A 22,657-nucleotide genomic window follows, 5' to 3' on the forward strand; every position below is an offset into this window, starting at 1 on the left:
TGCAGGCACCTTCTCCACTACAGGAACGGCAGGTAGAACGCGATGGCCAGGACCAGTGCCCCGGCGCCGAGCAGGACGGGCGAGCGGTACCAGGCCCGGTCGCCGGCGAGCGCGCCGGCGGTCAGGTCGTGGCTGCCGATGCCGTAGACGAGACCGCTGAGCTCGTCGTCGGTCTTCCGGGTGGTGAACAGCGTGACGGCGACGGCGACGACGGCGACCGTCACGAACGCGATGCCGGCGCCCCAGAACGACTCGTCGAGGTCGGACCCGAAGGTGAACCAGCCCCACCACTTGTAGCCCGCGTAGACGATGAACGCGGCGAGCGTGCCGGTGAGCAGCCCCCAGAAGCCGGCCCAGGCGGTCATCCGCCGCCAGAACATGCCGATGATGAACGTCGCGAACAACGGGGCGTTGAACAGCGAGAACAATGCCTGGATGTAGTCCATGATGTTGCTGTAGCCGGAGGCGATGAACGCGGTGCCGATGCCGATGACGACGCCGACGACCGTGATCCACCGGCCGATGCGCAGGTAGTAGCCATCCGGCTTGTCGCGTTTCACGTACTCCTGCCAGATGTCGTACGTGAACACCGTGTTGAACCCGGAGACGTTCGCCGCCATGCCCGCCATGAACGACGCGAGCAGGCCGGTCACCGCGATGCCGAGCACCCCGTTGGGCAGGAACTCGCGCATGAGCAGCGGGATCGCGTTGTTGTACTGCAGGTCGCCCTGGTCGGCGCCGAGCCCCTTGACCGTCACCAGCGCGACCAGGCCCGGGATCACGGTCACGAACGGGATGACCAGCTTCGGGTAGGCGGCGATGATCGGCGTGCGGCGGGCGGCGCTCATGTTGCGCGCCGACAGTCCGCGCTGGACCTCGGCGAAGTTCGTCGTCCAGTACCCGAACGACAGCACGAACCCGAGGCCGAACACGATGCCGAACCACGAGGCGCCGAGCGGGTTGTCGCTGCCGCCCGTGTCGGCCCAGGTGTGCAGGCCGGCCTCGCCGAGCTTCGTCTCGCGGACCGCGTCGAACAGCCCGTCGATGCCGCCGAGCTTCACCAGGCCGATGATCGCGACCGGCAGCAGGCCGGCGATGATCACGAAGAACTGCAGGACCTCGTTGTAGATCGCGCTGGAGAGACCGCCGAGGGTGATGTACGCCAGGACGATCGCCGCGCCGACCACGATCGCGGTCCACAGCGGCCAGCCGAGCAGTGCCTGCATGATCAGCGCGAGGGCGTACAGGTTGACCCCGGCGATCAGGACCTGGGCGAGCGCGAAGGACAGCGCGTTGAGCAGGTGCGCCGGCCGGTTGAAGCGGCGCCGCATGTACTCGGGGACGCTGCGGACCTTGGAGCCGTAGTAGAAGGGCATCATCACGATGCCGAGGAACACCATGGCCGGCACGGCGCCGATCCAGTAGTAATGGACGGTCATCATGCCGTACTTGGCGCCGTTGGCGGCCATGCCCAGGATCTCCAGCGCGCCGAGGTTGGCGGAGATGAAGGCGAGGCCCGTCACCCAGGCCGGCAGGGAGCGGCCGGAGAGGAAGAAGTCGGCGCTGTTCTTGATGGAGCGGCGCGCGGCGAGGCCCACGCCCAGGACGGTGATGAAGTAGAGCGACAGGAGGACGTAGTCCAGCGCGTCCATCTGTAGGCGTAGACCTTCGGCAAGAGTCCGCACCCGTTCCTCCCCTTTGACGACGAGTGAGCGTCCACCCACCTACCCCCGCGTAGGTGACGCTCAAACGCCCCTAAGAGGGGAGATGCGAAGCGAGGACCTTCAATAGGTCCTGCGCCCCGTACGGCTTGTCGAGGAACGCGTCGCAGCCCGCGCTCATCGCCGCGGCCCGCTCGTGCGGCAGCACACTGGCGGTCAGGGCGATGACCTGTGGCCGGTCCGGCCGGGTGCTGAGGTCCGCGGCGAGGCTCAGCCCGTTGCCGTCGGGCAGGTTGACGTCCAGCAGGACCACGTCGACGTCGGTGTGCGCCAGGGTGTCGCGTGCCCGCTCCAGGCTGCCCGCCTCCAGCAGCTCGACGCCGCGGATCACGTCGTCGGTGGCGCGGGCCAGGATCGCCCTGACCAGCACCCGGTTCAGTTCCTCGTCCTCGACCAGCAGCACTCTGCTCATGCCTGCCGGGCCCCTTTCCGCCGTTCGGCCTCCAGCGCGGTGCCTTCCATACGGATGCCTTCCATGCGGGCCTCGGACAGTGTGCTGGCCACCGCGGCCAGGTCGACCCACTCGCGGACGCCGTCGGCGGCCGCGGCGCTGCGGGGCACGGTGCCGATGACCTTGCCGGTCAGGCGGACCCGGTCGTCGTCGGACAGGTCCGGCTCGGTCAGCGCCAGCACCGGGATCCCCCGGGTCGCCGGGTCGTCCTCCAGCCCGGCCAGCAGCGCGAATCCGTCGACGTCGGCCATCCGCAGGTCGCAGATGATCAGGTCGAAGCGCCGGTCGCGGGACAGTCGCAGCCCTTCCGGCCCGTCGTCGCAGGTGACGACGTCGATGCCGCCGTCGCGCAGGTGCCGCTCGACCACGTGGCGGGTCTGGTCGTCACGGTCGACGACCAGCACCGCGGCCCTGTCGGCGCCGCCGGACGGCACCACGTGCCGGGCCAGCTGGGCGAGCAGCACGTCGTGGTCGACGGGCTTGACGAAGAAGTCGGTCGCGCCCAGCGACATGCCGGCCTTGCGGTCGTCGATGATCGTGGCGAAGAAGACCGGGATGCCGCGCAGCGCCTCCTCCTGCTTCAGCTCCCGGATCACGTCCCAGCCGTCGAGGCCCGGCATGACGACGTCGAGCAGGATCGCGTCGGGCTGCCACGTCCGCGCCGCGGCCAGGCCCTCCTCGCCGCCGGGCGCCACCCGCACCCGGTAGCCGGCCGCGGCGAGGTACGTCATGAGCAGCTCGGCGGCGCGGGCGTCGTCGTCGATGATCAGCACCCGGCCGCGGGCGACCCCGGCCGGTTCGGCGAGGGGCGGTTCGGCGGGCACGGCGGCGGGCAGCTCGGTGGTCGCGTCCGGGAGCCGGACCGTGAACCGGCTGCCCTCGCCGAGCGCGGACCGCAGGACGATCGAGCCGCCGTGCGCCTCGACCAGTCGGCGGGTCAGTGCGAGCCCCAGCCCGGTGCCGGCCTGCCGCTGGGCGGCGTTGCCGACCTGCTGGAACTCCTCGAACACCCGGGCGTGGTTCTCCGCGGCGATGCCGACGCCGCTGTCGGCGACGGTCAGCGCCACCTCGCCGGTCTCCTGGACCGCGCTGAGCGTGATCCGGCCGCCCTCGGGGGTGAACTTGATCGCGTTGGACAGCAGGTTGTCCAGGATCTGCCGGAAGCGCAGGGGGTCCGCGCGGACCGCGAGCCGCGGCACGTCGATCAGCACCTCCAGGCGCTTGCGCTCGGTCAGCGGGCGCAGACCGGTGATCACCTCGGTGACGGCGGCGTCGAGGCCGAGCGGCTCCGGGTTGAGCTCCAGCCGCCCCGCCTCGACCTTGGCCAGGTCGAGGATGTCGTTGATCAGCCCCAGCAGGTGCCGGCCGCTGTTGTGGATGTGGTCGACCCAGTCGGCGGGCACGGTGCGCCGGTCGCCCTCGGGCTGCTCGGCGCGCATCAGGTCGCTGAACCCGATGATCGCGTTCAGCGGGGTCCGCAGCTCGTGGCTCATCCCGGCGAGGAAGTCGCTCTTGGCCTGGCTGGCGTGGGTGAGCGCGTCCACGGACGCGGCCAGCTGCTCGGTCAGGTGGCGCTGCTCGGCCAGCGTGGTGCTGCGCTCGGCGAGCGCCTTCGCCTGGCCGCCGAGCACGGCGGTGAGGCGCAGGTCGTCGGCGGTGAACAGGGCCCGGTAACGGTCCAGCAGCAGCACGGCGCCGCGCTCGTCCGCGGGCAGCGCCAGCGCCAGCGCGGTGACCAGCCGGGCGCCGGTGGCCTGCGCGTAGTACTCCGCGAGTGGCGGCGCCGGCCGGCGGGCCGAGCCGGCGGCGACCGGCCGGCGGGCGGCGAGCAGCAGGTCGAGGTCCTCGCCGGTGAGTGCCGGCATGGGCTCGTGCGGCAGGCTCGCGCCGGACCGGCACACCGCCGCAACCTGCTCGAGGCGGCCGCCGGGCGTGACCCGGACCAGCACCACCGCGTCCGTGCCGGTCGTCTCGTGGACCACCTGGACGTACCGGCGCCACACCTGGTCGACGCCGGCGGCGGCGGGCAGCCGTTGCAGGTCCTCGGTCGCCTCGTACCAGACCGTCGCCGACATCATCCGGCGCAGCCAGGCGGGCGGTATGAACGCGATGAGGTAGCCGACCGCGGCGAGCAGCGCGACGGCCCGGGCGGCCGGGCTGAGCCAGCTCGTCGCGCCCGGGTACAGCACGGCGCCGGCGAACAGCATCAGCATCATCGTCACCAGCAGGTAGGTGGCGACCGCGGCCAGGCGCAGCCTGGCCCGGGCCGAGCCGGAGCGCCGCTGCGCGCCGAGCAGCAGGTAGCTGCCGGCGATCGCCTGGGTCACGGCGAACGTGCCGGCGGCCAGCAGCAGGTGTCCGAGGCCGAGCGGGCGGGGCGCGGCCGCGACGGCAACGGCGCTCACCGCGAGCGCGGCGAGCAGCGTGCGGTCCAGCCAGGTCGGCACGTGCCGCAGCTGGGCGGTCAGCCGCAGCGCCAGGTACGGCTGCAGCATGAGCAGCCCGGTCACGGTGGCGTTCACGGCCGCCGGGACGGGCTGCCCGGTGAGCTCGCGCACCACGCCGTTGGCGCAGACCGCCACCAGCGGCAGGAAGATCAGCGTGATGTGCCCCTGCACAGGATCGCGGGTGGCGAGAAACCCCCCGAGCGTGCGCAGGAACACCGCGACCACGAGCAGTGCTGTGACTAGAGTTATCATCCGACTACGCCCCGTAACAGTTGGACGGGACTCACTCTAGCCAGGGGGACGGATGGGCGAGACGGAACCGGCCGACGAACTCGCCCTGCTCCGGGCCGAGATCGCCGACGGCGCTCACGACCTTTCCAACGCGCTGGGTGCGATCCTCAACTACGTGGCGTTCCTGTCGGAGGACCTCGGGGACAACCCGGCCGCCGCGGACTACCTGCCGCACCTGGCCAGCGCGGCGCACCGGGCGCTCGGCGTCGTCGAGCGGCTCAGCGCCAGCGGGGCGCGCTGAGCCCGCACGGGGGACCAGGTGGCGCGACGACTAGCGGCGCTCGCTGAGGCTCTTGCACTGCACGCACAGGGTGGCCGACGGGAACGCGGTCAGCCGGGCGACCGGGATGTCCTCGGCGCAGCGCTCGCACCGGCCGTAGGTGCCCTCCGCGAGCCGCTCCATCGCCCGCTCGACCTGGTCCATCCGGGAGCGGATCGACAGCGCGACCGCGAGCTCCTGGTCCCGGCTGAAGGCCTTGGTGCCCAGGTCGGCGACGTCGTCGCCGGCGTCGACCACACCGGCCATGGTCATCTCGGCGACCGCCTCGTTGTACTCGACGGCGAGCTCCTGGAGGCGGGCGTCCAGCGCGGAACGCAGATCCGCGGAGCGCTGCGCACCACCGGCAACCGTCATCTCTGGCTGGACGAGCATCCTGGGCCCCCTGTAGCTGGATCGCGTTCGACTGGCTTCCGGTGTGCCCATCGGGAGCGGGCCGCAAACCTGACTCATCCCCGACTCTGACGGTGCCGTCACTGTTCAACGGCGGCATGAATCGGGCACCATGAGCTACGTGTTCACGACCGGGCCAGAGACCGCAGAGGTCACCGTCGAGGTGCCACCCGGCGAGGCGCGGCAGGCACGCAAAGTCATCGCGCGGGCGCTGACGGTCTGGGGGCTCACGCACCTGACGCGGTCCGCGGTGATGGTCGGCCACGAGCTCGTCGCCAACGCGCTGCGCCACGGCATGCCCCCGGCGGCGCTGCGCCTGCTGCGCCGCGACGGCGCCGTGGTCATCGAGGTCGGCGACGGCAGCCCGGAGCTGCCACGGATCGCCGAGATCGACAACGAGACGAGCACCTCGGGCCGGGGCATGTTCATCGTGTCGCGCCTGGCCCGCTCCTGGGGCGTCCGCCCGCTGCCGACCGGCAAGGTGGTCTGGGCCGAGCTGGCGTCGCGCTAGCCGGCTGGCCCCGGCCCGCTAGGCGGTCTGCTTCTCGTGACGGATCGGCAGGATCTGGTCCAGGCCGGTGATCTCAAGGGTCATCGACACGTCGGGGCCGGGGTTGGCGACGATCAGTGTGGCACCTGCCTGCTGCGCGCGGCGCCAGCAGCCGACCAGGGTGCCGAGCCCGCTGGAGTCGATGAAGACCAGCCCGGCCAGGTCGATGACCAGCTCCCGCACGCCGGCCTCAAGCTGGCCGGCCACCTCGGTGAGCAGCTTCGGAGCCGAGTCGAGATCAAGATCGCCCACCGTCGCGAGGCGCGCCGACCGGCCGTCGCGGTGCACCGTCAGCTCCCATACCGTCTCGTCGTTGACCACGTTGCGCCATGTCCTTTCGCGAACCGAGCTGCGGATCGGCTGCTGCCCGCTGGTCAACAGTGTGTGGTACCCATCCGGCGGACTTCAAACGCTCACAGCGTTTGACCATGCCGCGTGCGCGACGCAGACTCGAACGATGGTGGCGGCATGAGCGGTGGTCTCGACTTCGTGGGGCGTGCCCCGGCCTCGCTCGACGACGCCGCGATGCTCGCCGTCGCGCAGCGGCGCGCCCAGTTCCTCGCCGATGCCAGCCGGCAGGTGTCCGGCTCGCTCAACCTGACGCACACCGTGCGCCGCTCGCTGGCCGCGTGCGTGCCGCACCTCGCCGACTGGGCGCAGATCATGCAGCTCGGACCGGACGGCGCGACGTATATCAGCCTGGTGGCCGGCACGCCCGGCCCCTCCTCGGCGACCCGGCGGCACCCCGCCGCCGACGGTGTCAACGGCCAGGCGCGGCTGCTCGCCACGGGCCGCCCGGAGCTGCTGCACGTCGCGCTGGACCAGGACCCGCTGCACCCCGACGGGCTCGTCGCGCTCGTGCCCGACGAGGGGATGCGCGAGCAGGTCGCCGCGCTGCGCCCGGCCGACGTGCTCGGCCTGCCGCTGACCGCGCGCGGCACCACGTTCGGCACCCTCACGCTCGCCCGCCGCACCGGGTACGGGTTCGTCGCCGAGGACATCTCCCTCGCCGAGGAGCTGGCGGTGCGCATCGCCCTGGCCCTCGACGCGGCCCGGCGCTACGCGGAGCGGGCCGGCGTCGCGACCGTGCTGCAGGCCAGCCTCCGCCCGCCGGAGCTGCCGAAGCTCGAGGGCGCCGCGCTCGCCGCCCGCTACCGGCCGGCCTCCGGCGACGGCGAGATCGGCGGCGACTTCTACGACGCGTGGGGCGACTCGGCCGACTGGTCGTTCGTCCTCGGCGACGTCTCCGGCAAGGGCGTCGAGGCGGCCGTCGTCACCGGCCAGGCCCGGCACACCGTGCGCGGCGCCTCCGCCGTGGACCGCGACCCGTCCGCGGTGCTGCGCGCGCTCAACACCATGCTCGACGGCACCACCCAGGGCCGCTACGTCACCGCCGTCTACGGCCGGGTCCGCCGCCAGGCCGGCGGTGGCCTGCACGTCACCGTCGCCTCGGCCGGCCACCCGCCGCCGCTGGTCGTGCGCGCCTCCGGCGAGGTCGAGCCCGTCGCCGTGCGCGGCCTCGCGGCTGGGCTGGTCGCCGCCGTCGAATACGCCAAGGCCCAGGTCCTGCTCGCGCCCGGCGACACGCTGGTGCTCTACACCGACGGCGTCACCGAGGCCGGCCACAGCGTCCGGGACGGCACCCGGCGCCTCACCGGCCTGCTGTCCCGGTATGCGCAGGCCGGCGTCGACGCCCTCGTCGAGGCGATCGAGATCGCCGTGCTGGAGGAGTCCGGCGGCACCCAGCGCGACGACCTGGCGGTGCTGGCCCTGCGGGCGGCTCCATGACCGGCCCGCAGCGTAGCGAGGAGCCGGTCATCATGGGCGCAGTCTCCAGGTCAGGCCGGCGCCGGAGCGCAGCGGAGGTGACGGCATGACCGGTGCGCTGGACTTCCGGCCGTACTTCGCCCTGCTGGAGCGGCGCGACGGCGCCGGGGCGGTGCGCCACGCGCTCGGCCTGATCGACGGCGGCGCCGACCCGGTCGACGTCCTCCTCGACGTCGTGGCGCCGGCGCAGGAGCAGGTCGGCCGGCGCTGGGCGGAGGGCGCGTGGACCGTCGCCCATGAGCACGCCGCCACCGCGATCAGCGAGTCCGTGGCCATGGCCGTCGGCGCCCGGATCCCCCCGCCCGAGGCCCCGCTCGGCCACGTCATCCTGGCCTGCGCCGAGCGGGAGTGGCACGGCCTGCCGGCCCGCCTCGTCGGGTACTGCCTGCAGGCCGCCGGCTGGCGCACCACCTTCCTGGGCGCCTCGACGTCACCCCGGCAGTTCGCCCGCTTCCTCGACGACGTCGACGCCGACGCGGTCGCGATCAGCTGCTCTGTCGCGGCGTCGCTGCCGGCGGCCCGCCGCCTCATCGACGCCGCCCGGGAGGCCGGGCTGCCGGTCCTGGTCGGCGGCGGCGCCTTCGGCTCCGACGACACCCGCGCCCGCGCCCTGGGCGCCTCCGGCTGGGCCAGGGACGCCCGCACCGCCTCGGCCGTGCTCGCCGAGCTCGTCGCCGCCGCCGGCGCGCAGGCCTGGGCGAGCGAGCTGCGCTGGGCCACCGACCGCGCCCGGCACGCCGGCGCCGACGAGCACGCCGAGATGACGATCCGCTTCGCCGAGTTCCGCGCCTCGGCCCGCCGCCGCTGGCTCGACGCCCCCGCCGACCCGTCCGGCGGCCCGCCGGACGGGTCCAGCCTCGCCGACGACGCGGTCGACCACGCGCTGCACGCGCTGTCCGCGGCACTGCTCACCGACGACCCGCGGCTGCTCCGCGAGGCGAGCGACTGGCTGACCGCCCTGCTCACCGCCCGCGGCGAGCGTCCCGACGTGGTGGCGAGCCTGTGGCGCTCGGTGCACCAGACCGTCGGCGAGCCGCTGCCCGAGGCGGCCCGGCACCTGAAGACGCTCTGACGGCGGCGGCCGCATACTGGAGGCATGATCGCGGTGACCGGGGCGGCCGGCCAGGTCGGTGGCAGGGTGGCGGCGGCGCTGCCGGAGGCGCGGCGGCTGACCCGCAAGGACGCGGAGTACCGCGACACCCCACGGCTGCGGCAGGCGCTCGACGGCGTCGACACGCTGCTGCTGGTCTCGGGGCGGGAGTCGGCGGACCGGCTGGCCGAGCACCGCAGCGCGGTCGACGCCGCGGTCGGGGCCGGGGTGCGGCGCGTCGTGTACCTGTCGTTCGCCGGGGCGGCGCCGCAGTGCACGTTCACGTTCGGCCGGGACCACTGGCACACCGAGCAGTACATCCGCGGCACCGGGCTCGCCTGGACGTTCCTGCGCGACAACCTGTACCAGGAGATGCTGCCCATGCTGGCCGGGCCCGACGGGGTGATCCGCGGGCCGGCGGGTGACGGGCGGGTGGCCGCGGTCAGCTACGACGACGTCGCGGCGTGCGCGGTCGCGGCGCTCACCGGCGACGGCCACGACGGGCGGACCTACGACCTGACCGGGCCCGAGGCGCTGACCCTGCACGAGGTCGCGGCCCGGCTCGGGATCCGGTACGAGCCGGAGACCGTCGAGGAGGCGTACGCGTCGCGGGCGCACTACGGCGCGCCCGCGTTCGAGGTGGCCGGGTGGGTCAGCTCGTACGAGGCGATCGCGGCCGGCGAGCTGGCGGCGGTGAGCGGCGACGTCGAGCGCCTGACCGGCCGGCCGGCGAAGCCCTTCGCCCCCCGCTGACGGAGCCCTTTCAGTCCCAGGTCAGCAGCTGGTCCACCGGTGCGTGGTCGTCCGTCAGCACCTTCGCCCCGGTGTGGAAGGACCGCAGCGCCGGGCCGGACAGCGTCTGCGGGGCGTCGCCGGTCACCGCGCCCGCCCAGGGCGGCAACGGCGCCGTCGAGGCGAACACCACGAAGTTGCTGCCCGTCTCGCCGCGCAGCGCGGCCGCCGGCGCGACCAGCATCACGTGCGGGAAGACCTCGGCGATGGTGGCGACCTCCGCCCGGACGAACCGGCGGGCCGGGCCGTCGATGACGTTGAGCGCGTAGACGCCGCCCGGGCGCAGGACGCGGCGGACGTCGGTGACGAGCTCGCGGGTCGTCAGGTGCCACGGGACGGCGAGGTGGCCGAACGCGTCGCCGATGACGACGTCCCGGCTGGCGGACGGCTGGCGGCGCAGGTTGGCGCGGGCGTCGCCGGTCTCGACGCGCAGCAGCGGGCCGGTGCGCAGGCCGAGCAGCCGGCGGTCGAGGGCGACCAGCGCCGGGTCGAGCTCCAGGACGAGGTTGTCGCTGCCGGGGCGGGTCGCGGCGACGTACCGCGGCAGGGTGAACCCGCCGCCGCCGAGGTGCAGGGCGGCCAGCGGCCCGGGCGGCAGGTGGTCCAGGTAGCCGCCGATCCACTGGGTGTAGGAGTACTCGAGGTGCTCCGGGTCGGCCAGGTCGACGTAGGAGTGCTGGGCGCCGTTGAGCAGCAGGGTGCGGCCGGTGCCGTCGGCGGTGACGGCGGCGCAGGTGTAGGCGGTCTCCACGGCGCAGGGGTTGGGGGCGACGATGCCGATGGGCACGCCGATGGCGGTGAACGCGAGGGCGGCGGACAGGTTGCCGCGGCGGCGCCAGTACCCGCCGAACCCGAACCCGGCGACGGCGAGGACGCCGGCCAGGGCGTACAGGATGACGCTGGTGGGGACGGTGGCGACGAGGACGAACCCGGTCGCGAACGTGGCGGTGATGGCGCCGAGGGTGCCGACGCTGGACAGCCGGCCGACGACCCGGCCGGTGTGGGCGAGGTCGGCGAGCTGCAGCTTGACGACGAGCGGGGTGACCGCGGACAGCAGCGCGGCGGGCACGAAGAGGGTCATGGTGGCCAGCAGCAGGACGCTGGTGGTGTCGGTGCCACGCAGCCACTCGCCGGCGACCCGGATGATGGGCAGCGTGGCGGCGGTGGCGACGGCGCCGAGGAGCAGCAGCGGGGACAGCAGGCGGCGCTGGTCGGTGCTGCGGTCGGCGAGCCAGCCGCCGGTCCAGGCGCCGTAGGCGATGGCGGCGAGGGCGACGCCGATGATGGCGGTGCTGCTGGACAGGGTCACGCCGACGTACGGGCCGACGAGCCGCAGCCCGACGATCTCCAGGACGAGCACGGCGCCGCTGGTCAGGAAGACGAGGGCGGCGGCGATGCGGTTATTGAGCGGTGTCGCGGGAGTCACCGCTCTAGCATGGGGCACATGTCCGATTCGACGCGTATCCCTGCCAAGCCGACCCTCGATGGCCTCGAGGCGCGCTGGGTCAAGGTATGGGACGCCGAGGGGACGTACCGGTTCGACCGGTCCAGGTCGCGGCAGGACGTGTTCTCGATCGACACGCCGCCGCCGACGGTGAGCGGGGCGCTGCACATCGGGCACGTGTTCTCCTACACGCAGACCGACGCGATCGCCCGCTACCAGCGGATGCGGGGCCGGGAAGTGTTCTATCCGATGGGCTGGGACGACAACGGGCTGCCGACGGAGCGGCGGGTGCAGCTGACCTACGGGGTGCAGTGCGACCCGACGCTGCCCTACGACCCGGACCTGGTGATCACCAAGACCGCGGGCGGCCCGCCGCAGAAGATCAGCCGGCGCAACTTCATCGACCTGTGCAAGCGGCAGACGGAGGTCGACGAGCAGGCGTACGAGCGGCTGTGGCGCAACCTCGGGCTGTCGGTGGACTGGTCGCTGCTGTACACGACGATCGGCGACCGGGCCCGGGCGGCGGCGCAGCGCGGCTTCCTCAACAGCCTGGCCCGCGGCGACGCGTACGCGGTGGACGGCCCGACGCTGTGGGACGTGACGTTCGGCACGGCGGTGGCGCAGGCGGAGCTGGAGGACCGGGAGCGGCCGGGCGCGTACCACCGGGTGCGGTTCGGCGAGTTCGCGGTGGAGACGACCCGGCCGGAGCTGCTGCCGGCGTGCGTGGCGCTGGTCGCGCACCCCGACGACGAGCGCTACCGGCCGCACTTCGGCACGACGGTGCGCACGCCGCTGTTCCGGGTGGAGGTGCCGCTGCTCGCGCACCCCCTCGCCGACCCGGAGAAGGGCAGCGGTCTGGTGATGGTGTGCACGTTCGGCGACCTGACGGACGTGACGTGGTGGCGGGAGCTGGACCTGCCGACCCGGACCGTGATCCAGCGCAACGGCCGGCTGGGGCTGCAGCCGCCGCCGGGCGTGGAGGAGGACCTGTACGCGCTGGTGGCCGGGCTCACCGTGCACCAGGCGCGGGAGAAGGTGGTCGCCGCGTTGCGGGCCGAGGGCGCGCTGGAGGGCGAGCCGCGGCCGATCACGCACGCGGTGAAGTTCTACGAGAAGGGCGAGAAGCCGCTCGAGATCGTCGGCACCCGGCAGTGGTACATCCGCAACGGCGGGCGCTCCCCGCAGCTGCGGGCGGCGCTGCTGGCCCGCGGGCGGGAGCTGCGGTGGACGCCGGCGCACATGCGCAGCCGGTACGAGCACTGGGTGGAGGGCCTGACCGGCGACTGGGTGATCAGCCGGCAGCGGTTCTTCGGGGTGCCGATCCCGCTGTGGTACCGGCTGGACGCCGAGGCGCACCCGATCTACGACGAGCCGATCGTGCCGTCGGCCCTGCCGATGGATCCCAGCAGCGACACGCCGCCGGGGTTCGAGGAGGCGGACCGGGGCCGGCCGGGCGGGTTCATCGGCGACCCGGACGTGATGGACACGTGGGCGACGTCGTCGCTGACGCCGCAGATCATCGGTGGCTGGCTCGACGACCCGGACCTGTTCGGCCGGGTGTTCCCGATGGACCTGCGCCCACAGGCGCACGAGATCATCCGGACCTGGCTGTTCTCCACGGTGCTGCGCGCGCACGTGGAGCACGGGGTGCTGCCGTGGAAGCACGCGTCGATCGCCGGTTGGATCGTCGACCCGGACCGCAAGAAGATCGGCAAGTCGAAGGACAACGCGCCGGACTCGCCGGAGGCGCTGCTGGAGCGGTTCGGCGCGGACGCGCTGCGGTACTGGGCGACGAGCGCCCGTCCGGGCGTGGACACGGCGCTGGACCTGAACCAGATGAAGGTGGGCCGGCGGCTGGCGACGAAGCTGCTCAACGCGAGCCGGTTCGTGCTCGGCTTCCCATCACCGCAGTCACTGCCGGAGTCCGGCACGGTGACCGAGCCCGTGGACCGGGCGCTGCTGGCGACGCTGTCGGCGGTGGTGACCGACGCGACGGCGGCCTTCGAGGCGTACGACTACGCCCGCGCCCTGGAGCGGGTCGAGCAGTTCTTCTGGTCGTTCTGCGACGACTACGTCGAGCTGGTGAAGGCGCGCGCCTACGGTGAGGTGCCCGGCGGCGACTCGGCGCGGGCCGCGCTGAGCACGGCGCTGTCGACGCTGCTGCGGTTGTTCGCGCCGTTCCTGCCGTACGTGACGGAGGAGGTCTGGTCGTGGTGGCAGGAGGGGTCGGTGCACCGCGCACCGTGGCCCGCCGCCGGTGACCTGCCGGACCTGCCGGACGGGACCGACGTGTCGCCGCTGACGACGGCGACGGCGGTGCTCGCGGCGGTGCGCAAGGCGAAGTCGGCGGCGCGGCAGTCGATGCGGGCCGAGGTGGCGCTGCTGGAGGTCGCCGGGCCCGCCGCGGTGCTGGAGCTGGTGCGGGCCGACCTCACCGCGGCCGGCAACGTGCGCGAGTGGGCCGTCACGGACGCCGGGGAGCTGTCGGTTACCGTCACGGTGTGATGGAACTCCAGGCCATCGGGGTCCAGCACCCCGCCGTGCGGCAGGTGCAGCACATCCAGAACAACACCGCGCCGAACCGGTACAAGCTGTTCGTGGCCGAGGGCCTCTGGGCGCACAACATGCTCCTGGAGGCCGGCGCCCCCATCGACACGTTCTTCTGGTGCCCTGAGGCGATCTACGCCGATGAGGCGCACCGGCGGGCGGAGGAGATCGCCGCGCGGGCCGACCGGTCGTTCCGGATCTCGCTGCGGACCCTGGAGAAGATCTCCGAGCGGGACAAGCCGGACGGCCTGCTGTCGCTGGCCGCGCTGCCCCGGTGGGGCGTCGACGACCTGCGCTTCGGCCGGACGGCGCTGGTGCTGGTCGCCGACGGCCTGGAGATCCCCGGCAACCTGGGCACGCTGATCCGGTCGCTGGACGCGTGCGGCGCGGACTGCCTGGTGCTGACCAACCGCAAGACCCGGCTGACCCATCCGAAGGTGATCCGGGCCAGCCAGGGCACGATCCTGACGGTGCCGACGGTCGAGTTCGAGCAGACCGCCGACGCGGTCGGGTGGCTGCGGCGGCACCGGTTCACGGTCCTGCTCGCCGACACCGACGAGGCGGTCAACTACCGCCGGGCGGACTACTCGGGGCGCACCGCGCTGGTCGTCGGCAGCGAGCGCTACGGCATCGGCAAGGAGTGGTACGGCCACGGCTTCCAGCGGGTCGCGGTGCCGATGCTCGGCTCTGGCGACTCGCTGAACGTCTCGGTGTCCGCGTCAGTGCTGCTGTACGAGGCGCGGGCGCGCAAGTCCGACTGGTAGCCCGCCCGGCACCCTGTGACGGGGTGCCGGGCGGTGGGTGCCGGGGGCGGCTACTTCGGCTGGACGGCCTGGCCGCGCAGCGAGATCGCCTGCAGGAAGATGTCGCCGATCTTCGCCGGGTCGGGGGCGACGAACGTGCCGCCGCCGACGGCGTCGGTGATCTGGCGCATGGCGCCTTCGCCGACCTTGTCGCCGATGCCGATGAGGATGACCTGGATCGGCTTGGCCGGGTCGGCGGTGGCCTTGAGCTCGGCGATGAGCTGCTCCAGAGAGAGGCCGCCGGCGGGGTCGTCGTTCTCACCGTCGGTCATGACGATGAGCGAGTTGATCCGGCCGTTGTCCCAGCCGCTCTGCACGGCCTTGTAACCGGCGAGGATGGTGTCGTAGAGGGCGGTGTCGCCGTTCTGCTTCGGGCGGATCGACTGCAGCGCCTGCAGGCACTGGTTGCGCTGGCTGACCAGCGGGCCGATCGGCACCAGCTGCTTGTAGTCCTTGGCGCCGTCGAGCTGGGTGGAGAACGTCCACACGCCGAGCGCCCAGGAGTCGTCGAAGAGCTGCATGCCGCGCCGGGCCGCTTCGAGGGTCACCGTCATGCGGTCGAGGCCGCCGGCGGTCGGGACCTTCGTCAGCATGGAGCCGGAGACGTCGATGACGGCGAGCATGCGGGCCGGCAGGGTGATCGCCTGCCACTTGGTCAGCAGGCCTTCGATGGCCGCGGCCTCGGGCACCTGGCTGGCGGTGAGGGCCGGCGGCGCGCTGGTCGGGGTCTGGAAGCCCTTGCCGGCCGCGCCGTCGGAGCCGCGCAGGCCGATCGCGCCGAGCCGGTCGCGGAAGCTCTCGCCGTTGAGCGACTTGAGCAGCTGCTCGGCCACGGCGGCGCGGTCCTTGTTCAGCACCACGAACGGGTAGTCGAGGGCGACCGGGGCGGGCTCGGCGTAGATGGCGGCGATGCGCACCGGCGGCTGCTGGGCGTTGTACTGGATGACCGACTGCTCCGACAGCGGCGCCACGGTGAGGCCGCTGCTGAGGGCCTGCGGGTCGGAGCCGCGCGGGAACTTCTGCATCAGGTCGTCCTTGACCGCCGACCGGCCGGCGGCGAGGGCGCGCAGCGCGGCGGTGGCGATCTGGGTGGCCTGGGTGGTGTTGCCGCCGCCGGAGGCGGTGGCCGCGGCGGCGAGCGTCATCAGGCCGGCGAGGCCGGTCGAGTCGCGGCTGGGCTCGACGATGCCGAGCTTGACCTTCTGGTCGCCGGACACCTTCGCGATGAGGTCCGTGTACTTGATCTTCGTCGCGGGCCAGCCGAACGAGTTCGTCGCGATCGGCTCGGGGACGGCGACGACGATGGGGCTGCGGGCGATCGACGTGGCGGTGGCCGGCACGCTCTGCGGGTTGGCGGCGCGCAGCCGCTGCAGCCACAGCGACGAGTCCGGCACCCACACGTCGGGCACCCGGGTCTTGCCGTTGGCCTGGCCGACACCGGTCAGCGACTTCTTCGAGGCGGCGGCCACGGCGGCGGCCACGTCGGCCGGGGCGGCCTCGATCACCTCGACATCGACGCAGCTGTCGTCGGCCTTCGCCTGCTCGGTCCAGTCGGCCACCTGCTGCTTGAGCGCGGGGGCGATGTCGGTGGGCGCGCTGATCGTGAGCTTGGTCGAGGCGCCACATGACACCTGCGAGTACTTGCGGAACGCATACCAGCTGCCGGCGAGGACAACGAGCACGGCGACGGCGGCGGCGCCCATCTTGAGCGCTGCGCCTGACGACCCCGCTGAGCGGTGGCGACCTTTCACGGCTCTAATCCTCCGGACCGGCGGCCTTCGCGGCCTTGTACCTTCGGTTGAAAATCACTGACGGTACGCATCCCAACAAACGAACGCCCAATCTACAAGGCACCGAAGAATCGTAGTTAAACGAACACGGCTCGCAATCGTGCTGGGACAAACCGCCGCAAGCAGGCATTCCACCCGCGCTTAAATCTGCCCTAATCGATCTTCAGCGTGCCCGGTCGATCACGTAGGGTGACGATCAGTGGGCGGTGATCGGAGAAGGACACCGCCGGGGTCGCCACCTGCAGGACCCGCGGCAGCCGCTCGAGGCCGTGCCGGTCGGCGAGCACGTGGTCGAACTGCACACGTGGCGCCGGTGACGGGTACGTCGGCAGGCCCGCGAGCCGGTGCCAGCCGGAGAAGAGGCGGGGCAGCCGGCCGGGCAGGTTGAGGTCGGCGAGCAGCACGCGGGGCGCCGGCATGCCGCGCAGCGCCCGGCGGACCAGCTGCAGCTGCCGCACGTTCCAGCCGGGCACGAACGACAGGTGGGTGGTGGCGACCGTCACACGCCCGACGGGGGTCTCGAGCACCGCGGCGATCAACACCCGCGGCTCGTCGTCGAGCAGCATGAGCCGCTGCCCGGCCAGGATCGGCGAGCGCAGCGGGGCGGCCGGCAGCCTGGTGACCCGCCATTCGACGACCGGATACCGGCTCACCAGCGCCACGCCGTAGTGCGGATCGCCGCCGTGCTGGTCGGCGTCGGTCGCCACCCGGAACCACTCGCCGGGCGTGCCGACCACCGCCGGCACGAACAGGAACTCGGCCCCGCCCATCGCGTCGGCCGCGATCCCGGCGAGGTCGGCGTGGCCGCTGCGGACCTGGCCGCGGTCGACCTCCTGCAGGCCCAGCACGTCGGCGCCGAGCCCGGCGATCGCGGCGTGCACCCGGCCGGCGTCGACCAGGCCGTCGGCGAGAGACCGTCCGTGCATCAGGTTGAACGTGCCCAGCCGCATGCCTCATTGTCGCCGTTGCAGCTTGCGTACCGCTGTCCTGGCGATCGCCTCGGTCTCCGCAGCGTCGACGCCGGGCTGGCCGAAGTGCACGATCGTGCAGGTGGTGCCGCCGACGCGGACCGCGAGCAGGTAGCCGCCGAGCGTGTAGGCGTCGTCGCCGGCACCGCCCGAAGCGGTCATCCGGAACGCGGCGGACTCGTCGCCGAGCCCGGGCAGGCCGCCGTCGGCCACGGTGACGGTGGTCGTGTCGCCGGCGCCGTCGGTGTCGGTGAAGGTGGCGCACTGTCCGGCGAGCGTCCGCAGTACACCCACCGCGCCCGGAGCCTCGGCGAGCTCCTCGGCGAGGAACGGTCCCGCCGCGCCGGCCTCGAACCGGACCCCGCCGCCGCCGTCGCGGAACCGGTCGAGCAGCGCGCCGCAGCCCTCGACGCTCACCGAGCCCGCGGCGCTGACCTCCGGCTCGGCCTGCGGCGGGCTGGTGACATACCCGTCGGGCAGGTCGGCGACCGTCAGCATGACGTCCGGGGCGCCGGTACGCGAAGACTCCGGCTCGACGGGTGTCGAACCGGAGTCACAGGCGCTCAGCGCCAGCACCAGGGCGCTGAGCAGGGTCGCGGTGGGTCTGCCCATCAAGCGCCGACGGTCGGCTGCGAGCCCTGGCGCAGCGGGGTCCGGGCACCGGTGGCCAGGTCGACCGCGGTGATCCAGGAGTGGCCCTGGTGGGCGGCGGTCAGCACGCCGGTGCCGGTGCCGGCGTAGACCATCTCGCGGTCGCCGGCGGTGCCGATCTGGTGGCGGTTGCCACCGTCGGCGTCGGCCTCGGTGACCCGCACGGCCGTGCCGTCCTCGGTGTACGTGGTCCAGGTGACCTTCTGCCCGTCGGCGCGCCAGGCCGGCACGACGCCGAAGCCACTGGTACCGGAGCCGCCGCCGCCGTAGTAGTCGATGGCGCGCTCGGTGCCGGTGCCGACGTTGCCGACGCTCAGGCAGTTGTCGGCGATCGACTCGCACTCGCCGCCGCGGAAGGCGATCTTCGTGCCGTCGGGCGACCAGGCGACGGCGTCGTCGGTGCGCAGCCGGTCGACCAGCTTCGGCCCGGCGGCGGCCTTCTCCTCCGGCTGCTCCATGACGTAGCCGACCTCGGGCAGGGCCTGGTCGCGACAGGAGGCGGGGAAGAGCGGCTCGGAGGCGGCGCCGAGGCCGTCGGCGCGGACCCGGAAGACGCCCGGGCCGCCGGTGCACGACAGCGCCGCGTACGCGATCCACTGCCCGTCGGGCGACCAGGACGGCCCACCCGCGGTGCGGTCGCTGACCTGGTGCTTGTCGCCGCCGTCGGCGTCCATCACCCAGACGGTGCCGTTGTGCAGGTACGCGAGCTTCGTGCCGGCCGGGTTGAACCGCGGGCGGGCGTTGACCTCGTCCTCGGTGAGCCGGGTCTCGGTGACGCCGTCGCTGCTGTAGATGACGCCGGCGCGCACGTAGGCGACGGTCCTGCCATCGGCGGCTCCGGCGGCTCCGGCGGCGGAGGCGTGCGCGGCGGGTGAGCCGATCATGGTGCCCAGGCCCGCCAGTGCGGCGAAGCCGGTCAGCGTGATGGCCTTCGAGATCGCGTTGCCGTTCATCCGTGCCTCCGTGGTGCTGTCGCTTCCGTGTGACGCTGAGACCATCGGCGCAACCGTGCCGCACCTGAACGGTTCCCGACCGGGAACTTCGGAGAAATTCCGCCAATCGGACAACCCTGTGAACAATTTGCACTCACAGTGCCTTTTCAGGACCGTGTCTCACGGGCGAGGATCGAAGGCATGACAGACACACAGGCCCGCGTGGCGATCGTGACCGGCGCGGCCCGCGGCATCGGCGCCGCGACCGCCGTCCGACTGGCCGCCGACGGGCACGCCGTCGCGGTGCTCGACCTCGACGAGGGCGCCTGCAAGGACACCGTCGAGCAGATCCGCGGCGCCGGCGGCACGGCCCTCGCGGTCGGGGCGGACGTGGCCGACTCCGGCGCGGTGACCGCCGCCGTGGCCCGGGTCGCCGAGGAGCTGGGGCCGCCGGTGGTGCTGGTCAACAACGCCGGCGTGCTGCGCGACAACCTCCTGTTCAAGATGAGCGACGACGACTGGGACACGGTCATGGGCGTGCACCTGCGGGGCGCGTTCCTGATGAGCCGGGCGGCACAGGTACACATGACGGCGGCGAGATACGGCCGGATCGTCAACCTCTCGTCGTCCTCGGCGCTCGGCAACCGGGGCCAGGCCAACTACTCCGCGGCGAAGGCGGGCCTGCAGGGCTTCACCAAGACGCTCGCGATCGAGCTGGGGCCCTTCGGCGTGACCGTCAACGCGGTGGCGCCCGGCTTCATCGCCACCGACATGACCGCGGCGACCGCGGCGCGGATGAAGGTCGACTTCGAGGCGTTCCGGACGGCGGCCGCCGAGCGGATCCCGGTCCGCAGGGTCGGGGAGCCCGCCGACGTCGCGCACACCATCTCGTTCCTGGTGAGCGAGGGGGCGGGCTTCGTCTCCGGACAGGTGGTCTACGTCGCCGGGGGTCCGCTCAATTGAGGCCGGCGGACCTGGCGAAGGAGTTCCTCGCCGCACACGACCCGAACGCGCTCGAACCGCTGGACTTCCTCCGGGCCCGGTTCGACGCCGGGCTCGCCTGGGTGCAGTTCCCCGAAGGGCTCGGCGGGCTCGGCCTGCCCCGGGAGGAGCAGGCCGGCGTCGAGGAGGCGTTCGCCGCGGCGGGCGCGCCGGACAACAACCCGCGCCGCATCGGCATCGGGCTCGGCATGGCGGCACCGACGATCCTGCGGCACGGCACCGACGAGCAGCGCCGGCGCTGGCTGCGCCCGCTGTGGACCGGCGAGGAGGTGTGGTGCCAGCTGTTCAGCGAGCCCGGCGCCGGCTCCGACCTGGCCGGGCTGGCCACCCGCGCGGTGCGGGACGGTGACGGCTGGGTCGTCGACGGCCAGAAGGTGTGGACGTCGATGGCGCACGAGGCGCGCTGGGCGATCCTCATCGCCCGCACCGACCCGGCCGTGCCGAAGCACCAGGGCATCACCTACTTCGTGCTGGACATGACCGCGCCCGGGGTGGAGGTGCGCCCGCTGCGGCAGGCCACCGGTGAGGCCGAGTTCAACGAGGTGTTCCTGACCGGTGTGCGGGTCCCCGACACCGACCGGCTCGGCGCGGTCGGCGAGGGCTGGGCGGTCGCGCAGACCACGCTGATGAACGAGCGGGTCGCGATCGGCGGCGGCGCGTCGCCCCGCGAGGGCGGTGTCATCGGGGTCGTCGCCGACCTGTGGCGGGAGCGCCCCGAGCTGCGCACGCCGGCGCTGCACGACGCGCTGCTGCGCCTGTGGGTCGAGGCGGAGGCGGCCAGGCTCACCGGGACGCGGCTGCGCCAGCAGCTGGCGGCCGGCCAGCCCGGGCCGGAGGGCTCGGCGGCGAAGCTGCTCTTCGCCCGGCTCAACCAGGAGATCTCCGGCCTGGAGCTGGACCTGCTCGGCGAGGAGGGGCTGCGCCACGACGAGTGGACGATGCGCCGCCCGACCGTCGTGGACTTCGCCGGCCGGACGGCCGGCTACCGGTACCTGCGCGCCAAGGGCAACTCGATCGAGGGCGGCACGTCGGAGATCCTGCGCAACATCGTCGCCGAACGGGTCCTGGGGCTGCCGCCGGAGCACCGGCTCGACAAGGACGTCGCCTGGAAGGACCTGCCGAAATGACCGACCTTTTGTACAGCGAGGTCGAGGAGGAGCTGCGGGCGAGCGTGCGCTCCCTGCTGGCGGCGCGTGCCGGGTTCGAGGCGGTGCTGGCCCGCGTCGAGTCGCCGGAGCCCGTCGACCTGAAACTGTGGCGGGCCCTCGCCGTGGACCTCGGGGTAGCCGGGCTGCCGGTGGCCGAGGCGGACGGCGGGGCGGGCGCGTCCTGGCGGGAGACCGCGGTGGTCCTGGAGGAGCTGGGCCGCTCGGTGGCGCCGGTGCCGTTCCTGGGCAACTCGGTGCTCGCCGTGGCCGCGCTGCTCGGCAGCGGGGACCCGGTGCTGGACGCGGTCGCCGCCGGCAGCCGGACCGCGACCCTGGCGGTGCCGCTGTCCGCGCGCGCGGCGGGCGGCTGGACCGTCACCGCGGACGGCGACCGGCTGGACGGCACGGTGACCAGCGTGGTGGACGCCGGGGTCGCCGACGTGCTGCTGGTGCCGACGGCCGCCGGCCTGCACGCGGTGGAGGCGGCCGACGCCGAGCGGGTGCCGGTCGTCAGCTTCGACCTGACCCGCCCCCTCACCGACGTGACGCTGCGGGGCGCGACCGGCCGCCTGGTCAGCGCCGACGCGACCGCCGCGGTGGACCGGGCGCTGACGGCCGGTGCGGCGCTGCTCGCCTCCGAGCAGCTCGGCGTGGCCGAATGGTGCCTGACCACGACGGTGGAGTACGTGAAGACCCGGCGGCAGTTCGCCCGGCAGGTCGGCTCGTACCAGGCGATCAAGCACCGGCTCGCCGACCTGTGGGTGAGCGTCACCGAGGCCCGCGCGGTCGCCCGCTACGCGGCGGACTGCCTCGCCACCGGGGACCCGGACCTGCCGGTCGCGGCGGCGGTGGCCCAGGCCTTCTGCTCCCCGGTGGCGGTCAAGGCCGCCGAGGAGTGCGTGCAGCTGCACGGCGGGATCGGCTTCACCTGGGAGCACCCGGCGCACCTGTACCTCAAGCGCGCCCGCTCCAACGCCGCGAGCCTCGGGTCGGCCTCCGCCCATCGCGCGGCGTTGGCCGACCTGGTGGCGCTGCCCGCCTGAGGATCACAGGAGAAGCCGGGTCAGCGACTCCGCGACGCAGACCGGCTTCTCCTGGCCCTCGCGCTCGACGGTCACCTTGTTCTTCAGCTGCAGCCAGCCCTCACCGAGGTCGTCGGCGGACAGCAGCTGCACCGTGGCGCGGACCTTCGACCCGACGGGCAGCGGCGCGGGGAACCGCACCTTGTCCAGCCCGTAGTTGATGCCCATCCGGGAGCCCTGCACCCGGTACACGCCGGAGACCAGGACCGGCAGCAGCGACAGGCTCATGAAGCCGTGCGCGATGGTCGTGCCGAACGGCCCGGCGGCCGCCTTCTCCACGTCGACGTGGATCCACTGGTGGTCGCCGGTGGCCTCGGCGAACAGGTTGATCTGCTCCTGGGTGATCTCCCGCCACTCGCTGTGGCCCAGGACCTCACCGACTGCCGCCAGCAGCTCACCCGCACTCGCAAACGTCCGCATGCCCTGATCCTGCACACACAGTGCAACATTC

At 73.2% G+C, this 22,657-nt stretch carries 21 protein-coding genes; 10 read left to right on the forward strand and 11 right to left on the reverse strand.

What is annotated here, in order from left to right; all coding sequences use genetic code 11:
* Positions 1-17: 17 nt before the first annotated feature.
* The 3 genes from OP18_RS20320 to OP18_RS52775 form a co-directional block, all read right to left on the reverse strand.
* Positions 18-1,652, reverse strand: a complete 1,635-nt coding sequence (locus OP18_RS20320; RefSeq protein ID WP_033360556.1) for a sodium:solute symporter family protein — start codon at positions 1,650-1,652, stop codon at positions 18-20.
* 103 nt (positions 1,653-1,755) lie between these two features.
* Positions 1,756-2,133 carry a response regulator gene (locus OP18_RS20325; RefSeq protein WP_033360557.1) on the reverse strand — a complete coding sequence of 126 codons (378 nt, stop codon included), beginning with the start codon at positions 2,131-2,133 and terminating at the stop codon, positions 1,756-1,758.
* Positions 2,130-4,871 carry a hybrid sensor histidine kinase/response regulator gene (locus tag OP18_RS52775; protein WP_156089652.1) on the reverse strand — a complete coding sequence of 914 codons (2,742 nt, stop codon included), beginning with the start codon at positions 4,869-4,871 and terminating at the stop codon, positions 2,130-2,132. The genes OP18_RS20325 and OP18_RS52775 overlap by 4 nt, the downstream gene beginning before the upstream one ends.
* Before the next feature lie 52 nt (positions 4,872-4,923).
* Here OP18_RS52775 and OP18_RS20335 point away from each other — a divergent pair, with 52 nt between their 5' ends.
* Positions 4,924-5,151: a hypothetical protein gene (locus OP18_RS20335; RefSeq protein WP_033360558.1), complete on the forward strand. Its 228-nt coding sequence runs from the start codon at positions 4,924-4,926 to the stop codon at positions 5,149-5,151.
* Positions 5,152-5,181: 30 nt separating this feature from the next.
* On the opposite strand, the gene OP18_RS20340 is transcribed toward OP18_RS20335, so the two are convergent.
* The gene (locus OP18_RS20340) at positions 5,182-5,562 is read right to left on the reverse strand and encodes a TraR/DksA family transcriptional regulator (RefSeq protein ID WP_245635465.1); all 381 of its coding nucleotides are present in this window, start codon (positions 5,560-5,562) and stop codon (positions 5,182-5,184) included.
* A gap of 130 nt (positions 5,563-5,692) precedes the next feature.
* Between OP18_RS20340 and OP18_RS20345 the strand changes: the two genes are divergently transcribed.
* Positions 5,693-6,091, forward strand: coding sequence for an ATP-binding protein (locus OP18_RS20345; RefSeq protein WP_033360560.1), 399 nt, complete (start codon positions 5,693-5,695; stop codon positions 6,089-6,091).
* An 18-nt stretch (positions 6,092-6,109) separates the two neighbouring features.
* Here OP18_RS20345 and OP18_RS20350 read toward each other — a convergent pair whose 3' ends face one another.
* Complete coding sequence (locus OP18_RS20350; protein WP_162189812.1) at positions 6,110-6,508, reverse strand: STAS domain-containing protein; 399 nt, start codon at positions 6,506-6,508, stop codon at positions 6,110-6,112.
* A gap of 90 nt (positions 6,509-6,598) precedes the next feature.
* On the opposite strand from OP18_RS20350, the gene OP18_RS51310 reads away from it, so the two are divergent.
* The 3 genes from OP18_RS51310 to OP18_RS20365 all read left to right on the forward strand — a co-directional run bounded on the left by OP18_RS51310 (position 6,599) and on the right by OP18_RS20365 (position 9,800).
* On the forward strand, positions 6,599-7,918 hold the full coding sequence (locus OP18_RS51310; RefSeq protein ID WP_052387028.1) for a PP2C family protein-serine/threonine phosphatase: 1,320 nt from the start codon (positions 6,599-6,601) through the stop codon (positions 7,916-7,918).
* Positions 7,919-8,003: 85 nt separating this feature from the next.
* The gene (locus OP18_RS20360) at positions 8,004-9,029 is read left to right on the forward strand and encodes a cobalamin B12-binding domain-containing protein (RefSeq protein WP_052387029.1); all 1,026 of its coding nucleotides are present in this window, start codon (positions 8,004-8,006) and stop codon (positions 9,027-9,029) included.
* Between the two features lie 24 nt (positions 9,030-9,053).
* Positions 9,054-9,800, forward strand: coding sequence for an NAD(P)H-binding protein (locus OP18_RS20365; RefSeq protein ID WP_033360561.1), 747 nt, complete (start codon positions 9,054-9,056; stop codon positions 9,798-9,800).
* Positions 9,801-9,810: 10 nt separating this feature from the next.
* Here OP18_RS20365 and OP18_RS20370 read toward each other — a convergent pair whose 3' ends face one another.
* On the reverse strand, positions 9,811-11,265 hold the full coding sequence (locus OP18_RS20370; protein ID WP_245635466.1) for a fused MFS/spermidine synthase: 1,455 nt from the start codon (positions 11,263-11,265) through the stop codon (positions 9,811-9,813).
* An 18-nt stretch (positions 11,266-11,283) separates the two neighbouring features.
* Between OP18_RS20370 and valS the strand changes: the two genes are divergently transcribed.
* A complete protein-coding gene (gene valS / locus OP18_RS20375; protein ID WP_033360634.1) occupies positions 11,284-13,788 on the forward strand; it encodes a valine--tRNA ligase in 2,505 nt (834 codons plus the stop codon).
* Positions 13,788-14,594: a TrmH family RNA methyltransferase gene (locus tag OP18_RS20380; protein WP_033360562.1), complete on the forward strand. Its 807-nt coding sequence runs from the start codon at positions 13,788-13,790 to the stop codon at positions 14,592-14,594. The genes valS and OP18_RS20380 overlap by 1 nt, the downstream gene beginning before the upstream one ends.
* 50 nt (positions 14,595-14,644) lie before the next feature.
* Here the strand turns inward: OP18_RS20380 and OP18_RS20385 are convergent, their stop codons facing one another.
* The 4 genes from OP18_RS20385 to OP18_RS20400 all read right to left on the reverse strand — a co-directional run bounded on the left by OP18_RS20385 (position 14,645) and on the right by OP18_RS20400 (position 18,995).
* Positions 14,645-16,336: a substrate-binding domain-containing protein gene (locus tag OP18_RS20385; protein ID WP_033360563.1), complete on the reverse strand. Its 1,692-nt coding sequence runs from the start codon at positions 16,334-16,336 to the stop codon at positions 14,645-14,647.
* A 239-nt stretch (positions 16,337-16,575) separates the two neighbouring features.
* Positions 16,576-17,373 carry an endonuclease/exonuclease/phosphatase family protein gene (locus OP18_RS20390; protein WP_033360564.1) on the reverse strand — a complete coding sequence of 266 codons (798 nt, stop codon included), beginning with the start codon at positions 17,371-17,373 and terminating at the stop codon, positions 16,576-16,578.
* 3 nt (positions 17,374-17,376) lie between these two features.
* Entirely contained in the window at positions 17,377-18,003 is a 627-nt protein-coding gene (locus tag OP18_RS20395; RefSeq protein ID WP_033360565.1) for a hypothetical protein, read from the reverse strand.
* Positions 18,003-18,995 (reverse strand): TolB family protein, encoded by a 993-nt coding sequence (locus OP18_RS20400; protein WP_052387031.1) that lies wholly within the window; start codon positions 18,993-18,995, stop codon positions 18,003-18,005. The genes OP18_RS20395 and OP18_RS20400 overlap by 1 nt, the downstream gene beginning before the upstream one ends.
* Positions 18,996-19,175: 180 nt before the next feature.
* Between OP18_RS20400 and fabG the strand changes: the two genes are divergently transcribed.
* From fabG to OP18_RS20415, 3 genes are read left to right on the forward strand one after another with little or no spacing between them, the layout of a single operon-like run.
* Positions 19,176-19,937, forward strand: a complete 762-nt coding sequence (gene fabG / locus OP18_RS20405; RefSeq protein ID WP_033360566.1) for a 3-oxoacyl-ACP reductase FabG — start codon at positions 19,176-19,178, stop codon at positions 19,935-19,937.
* Positions 19,934-21,103 (forward strand): acyl-CoA dehydrogenase family protein, encoded by a 1,170-nt coding sequence (locus tag OP18_RS20410; protein WP_033360567.1) that lies wholly within the window; start codon positions 19,934-19,936, stop codon positions 21,101-21,103. Before fabG ends, OP18_RS20410 begins: the two co-directional genes overlap by 4 nt.
* Positions 21,100-22,167, forward strand: coding sequence for an acyl-CoA dehydrogenase family protein (locus tag OP18_RS20415; protein WP_033360568.1), 1,068 nt, complete (start codon positions 21,100-21,102; stop codon positions 22,165-22,167). The genes OP18_RS20410 and OP18_RS20415 overlap by 4 nt, the downstream gene beginning before the upstream one ends.
* A gap of 3 nt (positions 22,168-22,170) precedes the next feature.
* Here the strand turns inward: OP18_RS20415 and OP18_RS20420 are convergent, their stop codons facing one another.
* Complete coding sequence (locus OP18_RS20420; protein ID WP_033360569.1) at positions 22,171-22,626, reverse strand: MaoC family dehydratase; 456 nt, start codon at positions 22,624-22,626, stop codon at positions 22,171-22,173.
* Between the last annotated feature and the right edge of the window lie 31 nt (positions 22,627-22,657).

The sequence above is a fragment of the Dactylosporangium aurantiacum genome (assembly GCF_000716715.1).
In the GTDB taxonomy this organism is placed as follows: domain Bacteria; phylum Actinomycetota; class Actinomycetes; order Mycobacteriales; family Micromonosporaceae; genus Dactylosporangium; species Dactylosporangium aurantiacum.

Coding starts and splice junctions, on each gene's coding strand:
- fabG (WP_033360566.1), top strand. CDS start 19,176: ATGACAGACACACAGGCCCGCGTGGCGATCGTGACCGGCGCGGCCCGC.
- OP18_RS20390 (WP_033360564.1), bottom strand. CDS start 17,373: ATGCGGCTGGGCACGTTCAACCTGATGCACGGACGGTCTCTCGCCGAC.
- valS (WP_033360634.1), top strand. CDS start 11,284: ATGTCCGATTCGACGCGTATCCCTGCCAAGCCGACCCTCGATGGCCTC.
- OP18_RS20365 (WP_033360561.1), top strand. CDS start 9,054: ATGATCGCGGTGACCGGGGCGGCCGGCCAGGTCGGTGGCAGGGTGGCG.
- OP18_RS20385 (WP_033360563.1), bottom strand. CDS start 16,336: ATGGGCGCCGCCGCCGTCGCCGTGCTCGTTGTCCTCGCCGGCAGCTGG.
- OP18_RS20340 (WP_245635465.1), bottom strand. CDS start 5,562: ATGCTCGTCCAGCCAGAGATGACGGTTGCCGGTGGTGCGCAGCGCTCC.
- OP18_RS20380 (WP_033360562.1), top strand. CDS start 13,788: ATGGAACTCCAGGCCATCGGGGTCCAGCACCCCGCCGTGCGGCAGGTG.
- OP18_RS20335 (WP_033360558.1), top strand. CDS start 4,924: ATGGGCGAGACGGAACCGGCCGACGAACTCGCCCTGCTCCGGGCCGAG.
- OP18_RS20420 (WP_033360569.1), bottom strand. CDS start 22,626: ATGCGGACGTTTGCGAGTGCGGGTGAGCTGCTGGCGGCAGTCGGTGAG.
- OP18_RS20320 (WP_033360556.1), bottom strand. CDS start 1,652: ATGGACGCGCTGGACTACGTCCTCCTGTCGCTCTACTTCATCACCGTC.
- OP18_RS51310 (WP_052387028.1), top strand. CDS start 6,599: ATGAGCGGTGGTCTCGACTTCGTGGGGCGTGCCCCGGCCTCGCTCGAC.
- OP18_RS20360 (WP_052387029.1), top strand. CDS start 8,004: ATGACCGGTGCGCTGGACTTCCGGCCGTACTTCGCCCTGCTGGAGCGG.
- OP18_RS20345 (WP_033360560.1), top strand. CDS start 5,693: ATGAGCTACGTGTTCACGACCGGGCCAGAGACCGCAGAGGTCACCGTC.
- OP18_RS52775 (WP_156089652.1), bottom strand. CDS start 4,871: ATGATAACTCTAGTCACAGCACTGCTCGTGGTCGCGGTGTTCCTGCGC.
- OP18_RS20400 (WP_052387031.1), bottom strand. CDS start 18,995: ATGAACGGCAACGCGATCTCGAAGGCCATCACGCTGACCGGCTTCGCC.
- OP18_RS20395 (WP_033360565.1), bottom strand. CDS start 18,003: ATGGGCAGACCCACCGCGACCCTGCTCAGCGCCCTGGTGCTGGCGCTG.
- OP18_RS20415 (WP_033360568.1), top strand. CDS start 21,100: ATGACCGACCTTTTGTACAGCGAGGTCGAGGAGGAGCTGCGGGCGAGC.
- OP18_RS20325 (WP_033360557.1), bottom strand. CDS start 2,133: ATGAGCAGAGTGCTGCTGGTCGAGGACGAGGAACTGAACCGGGTGCTG.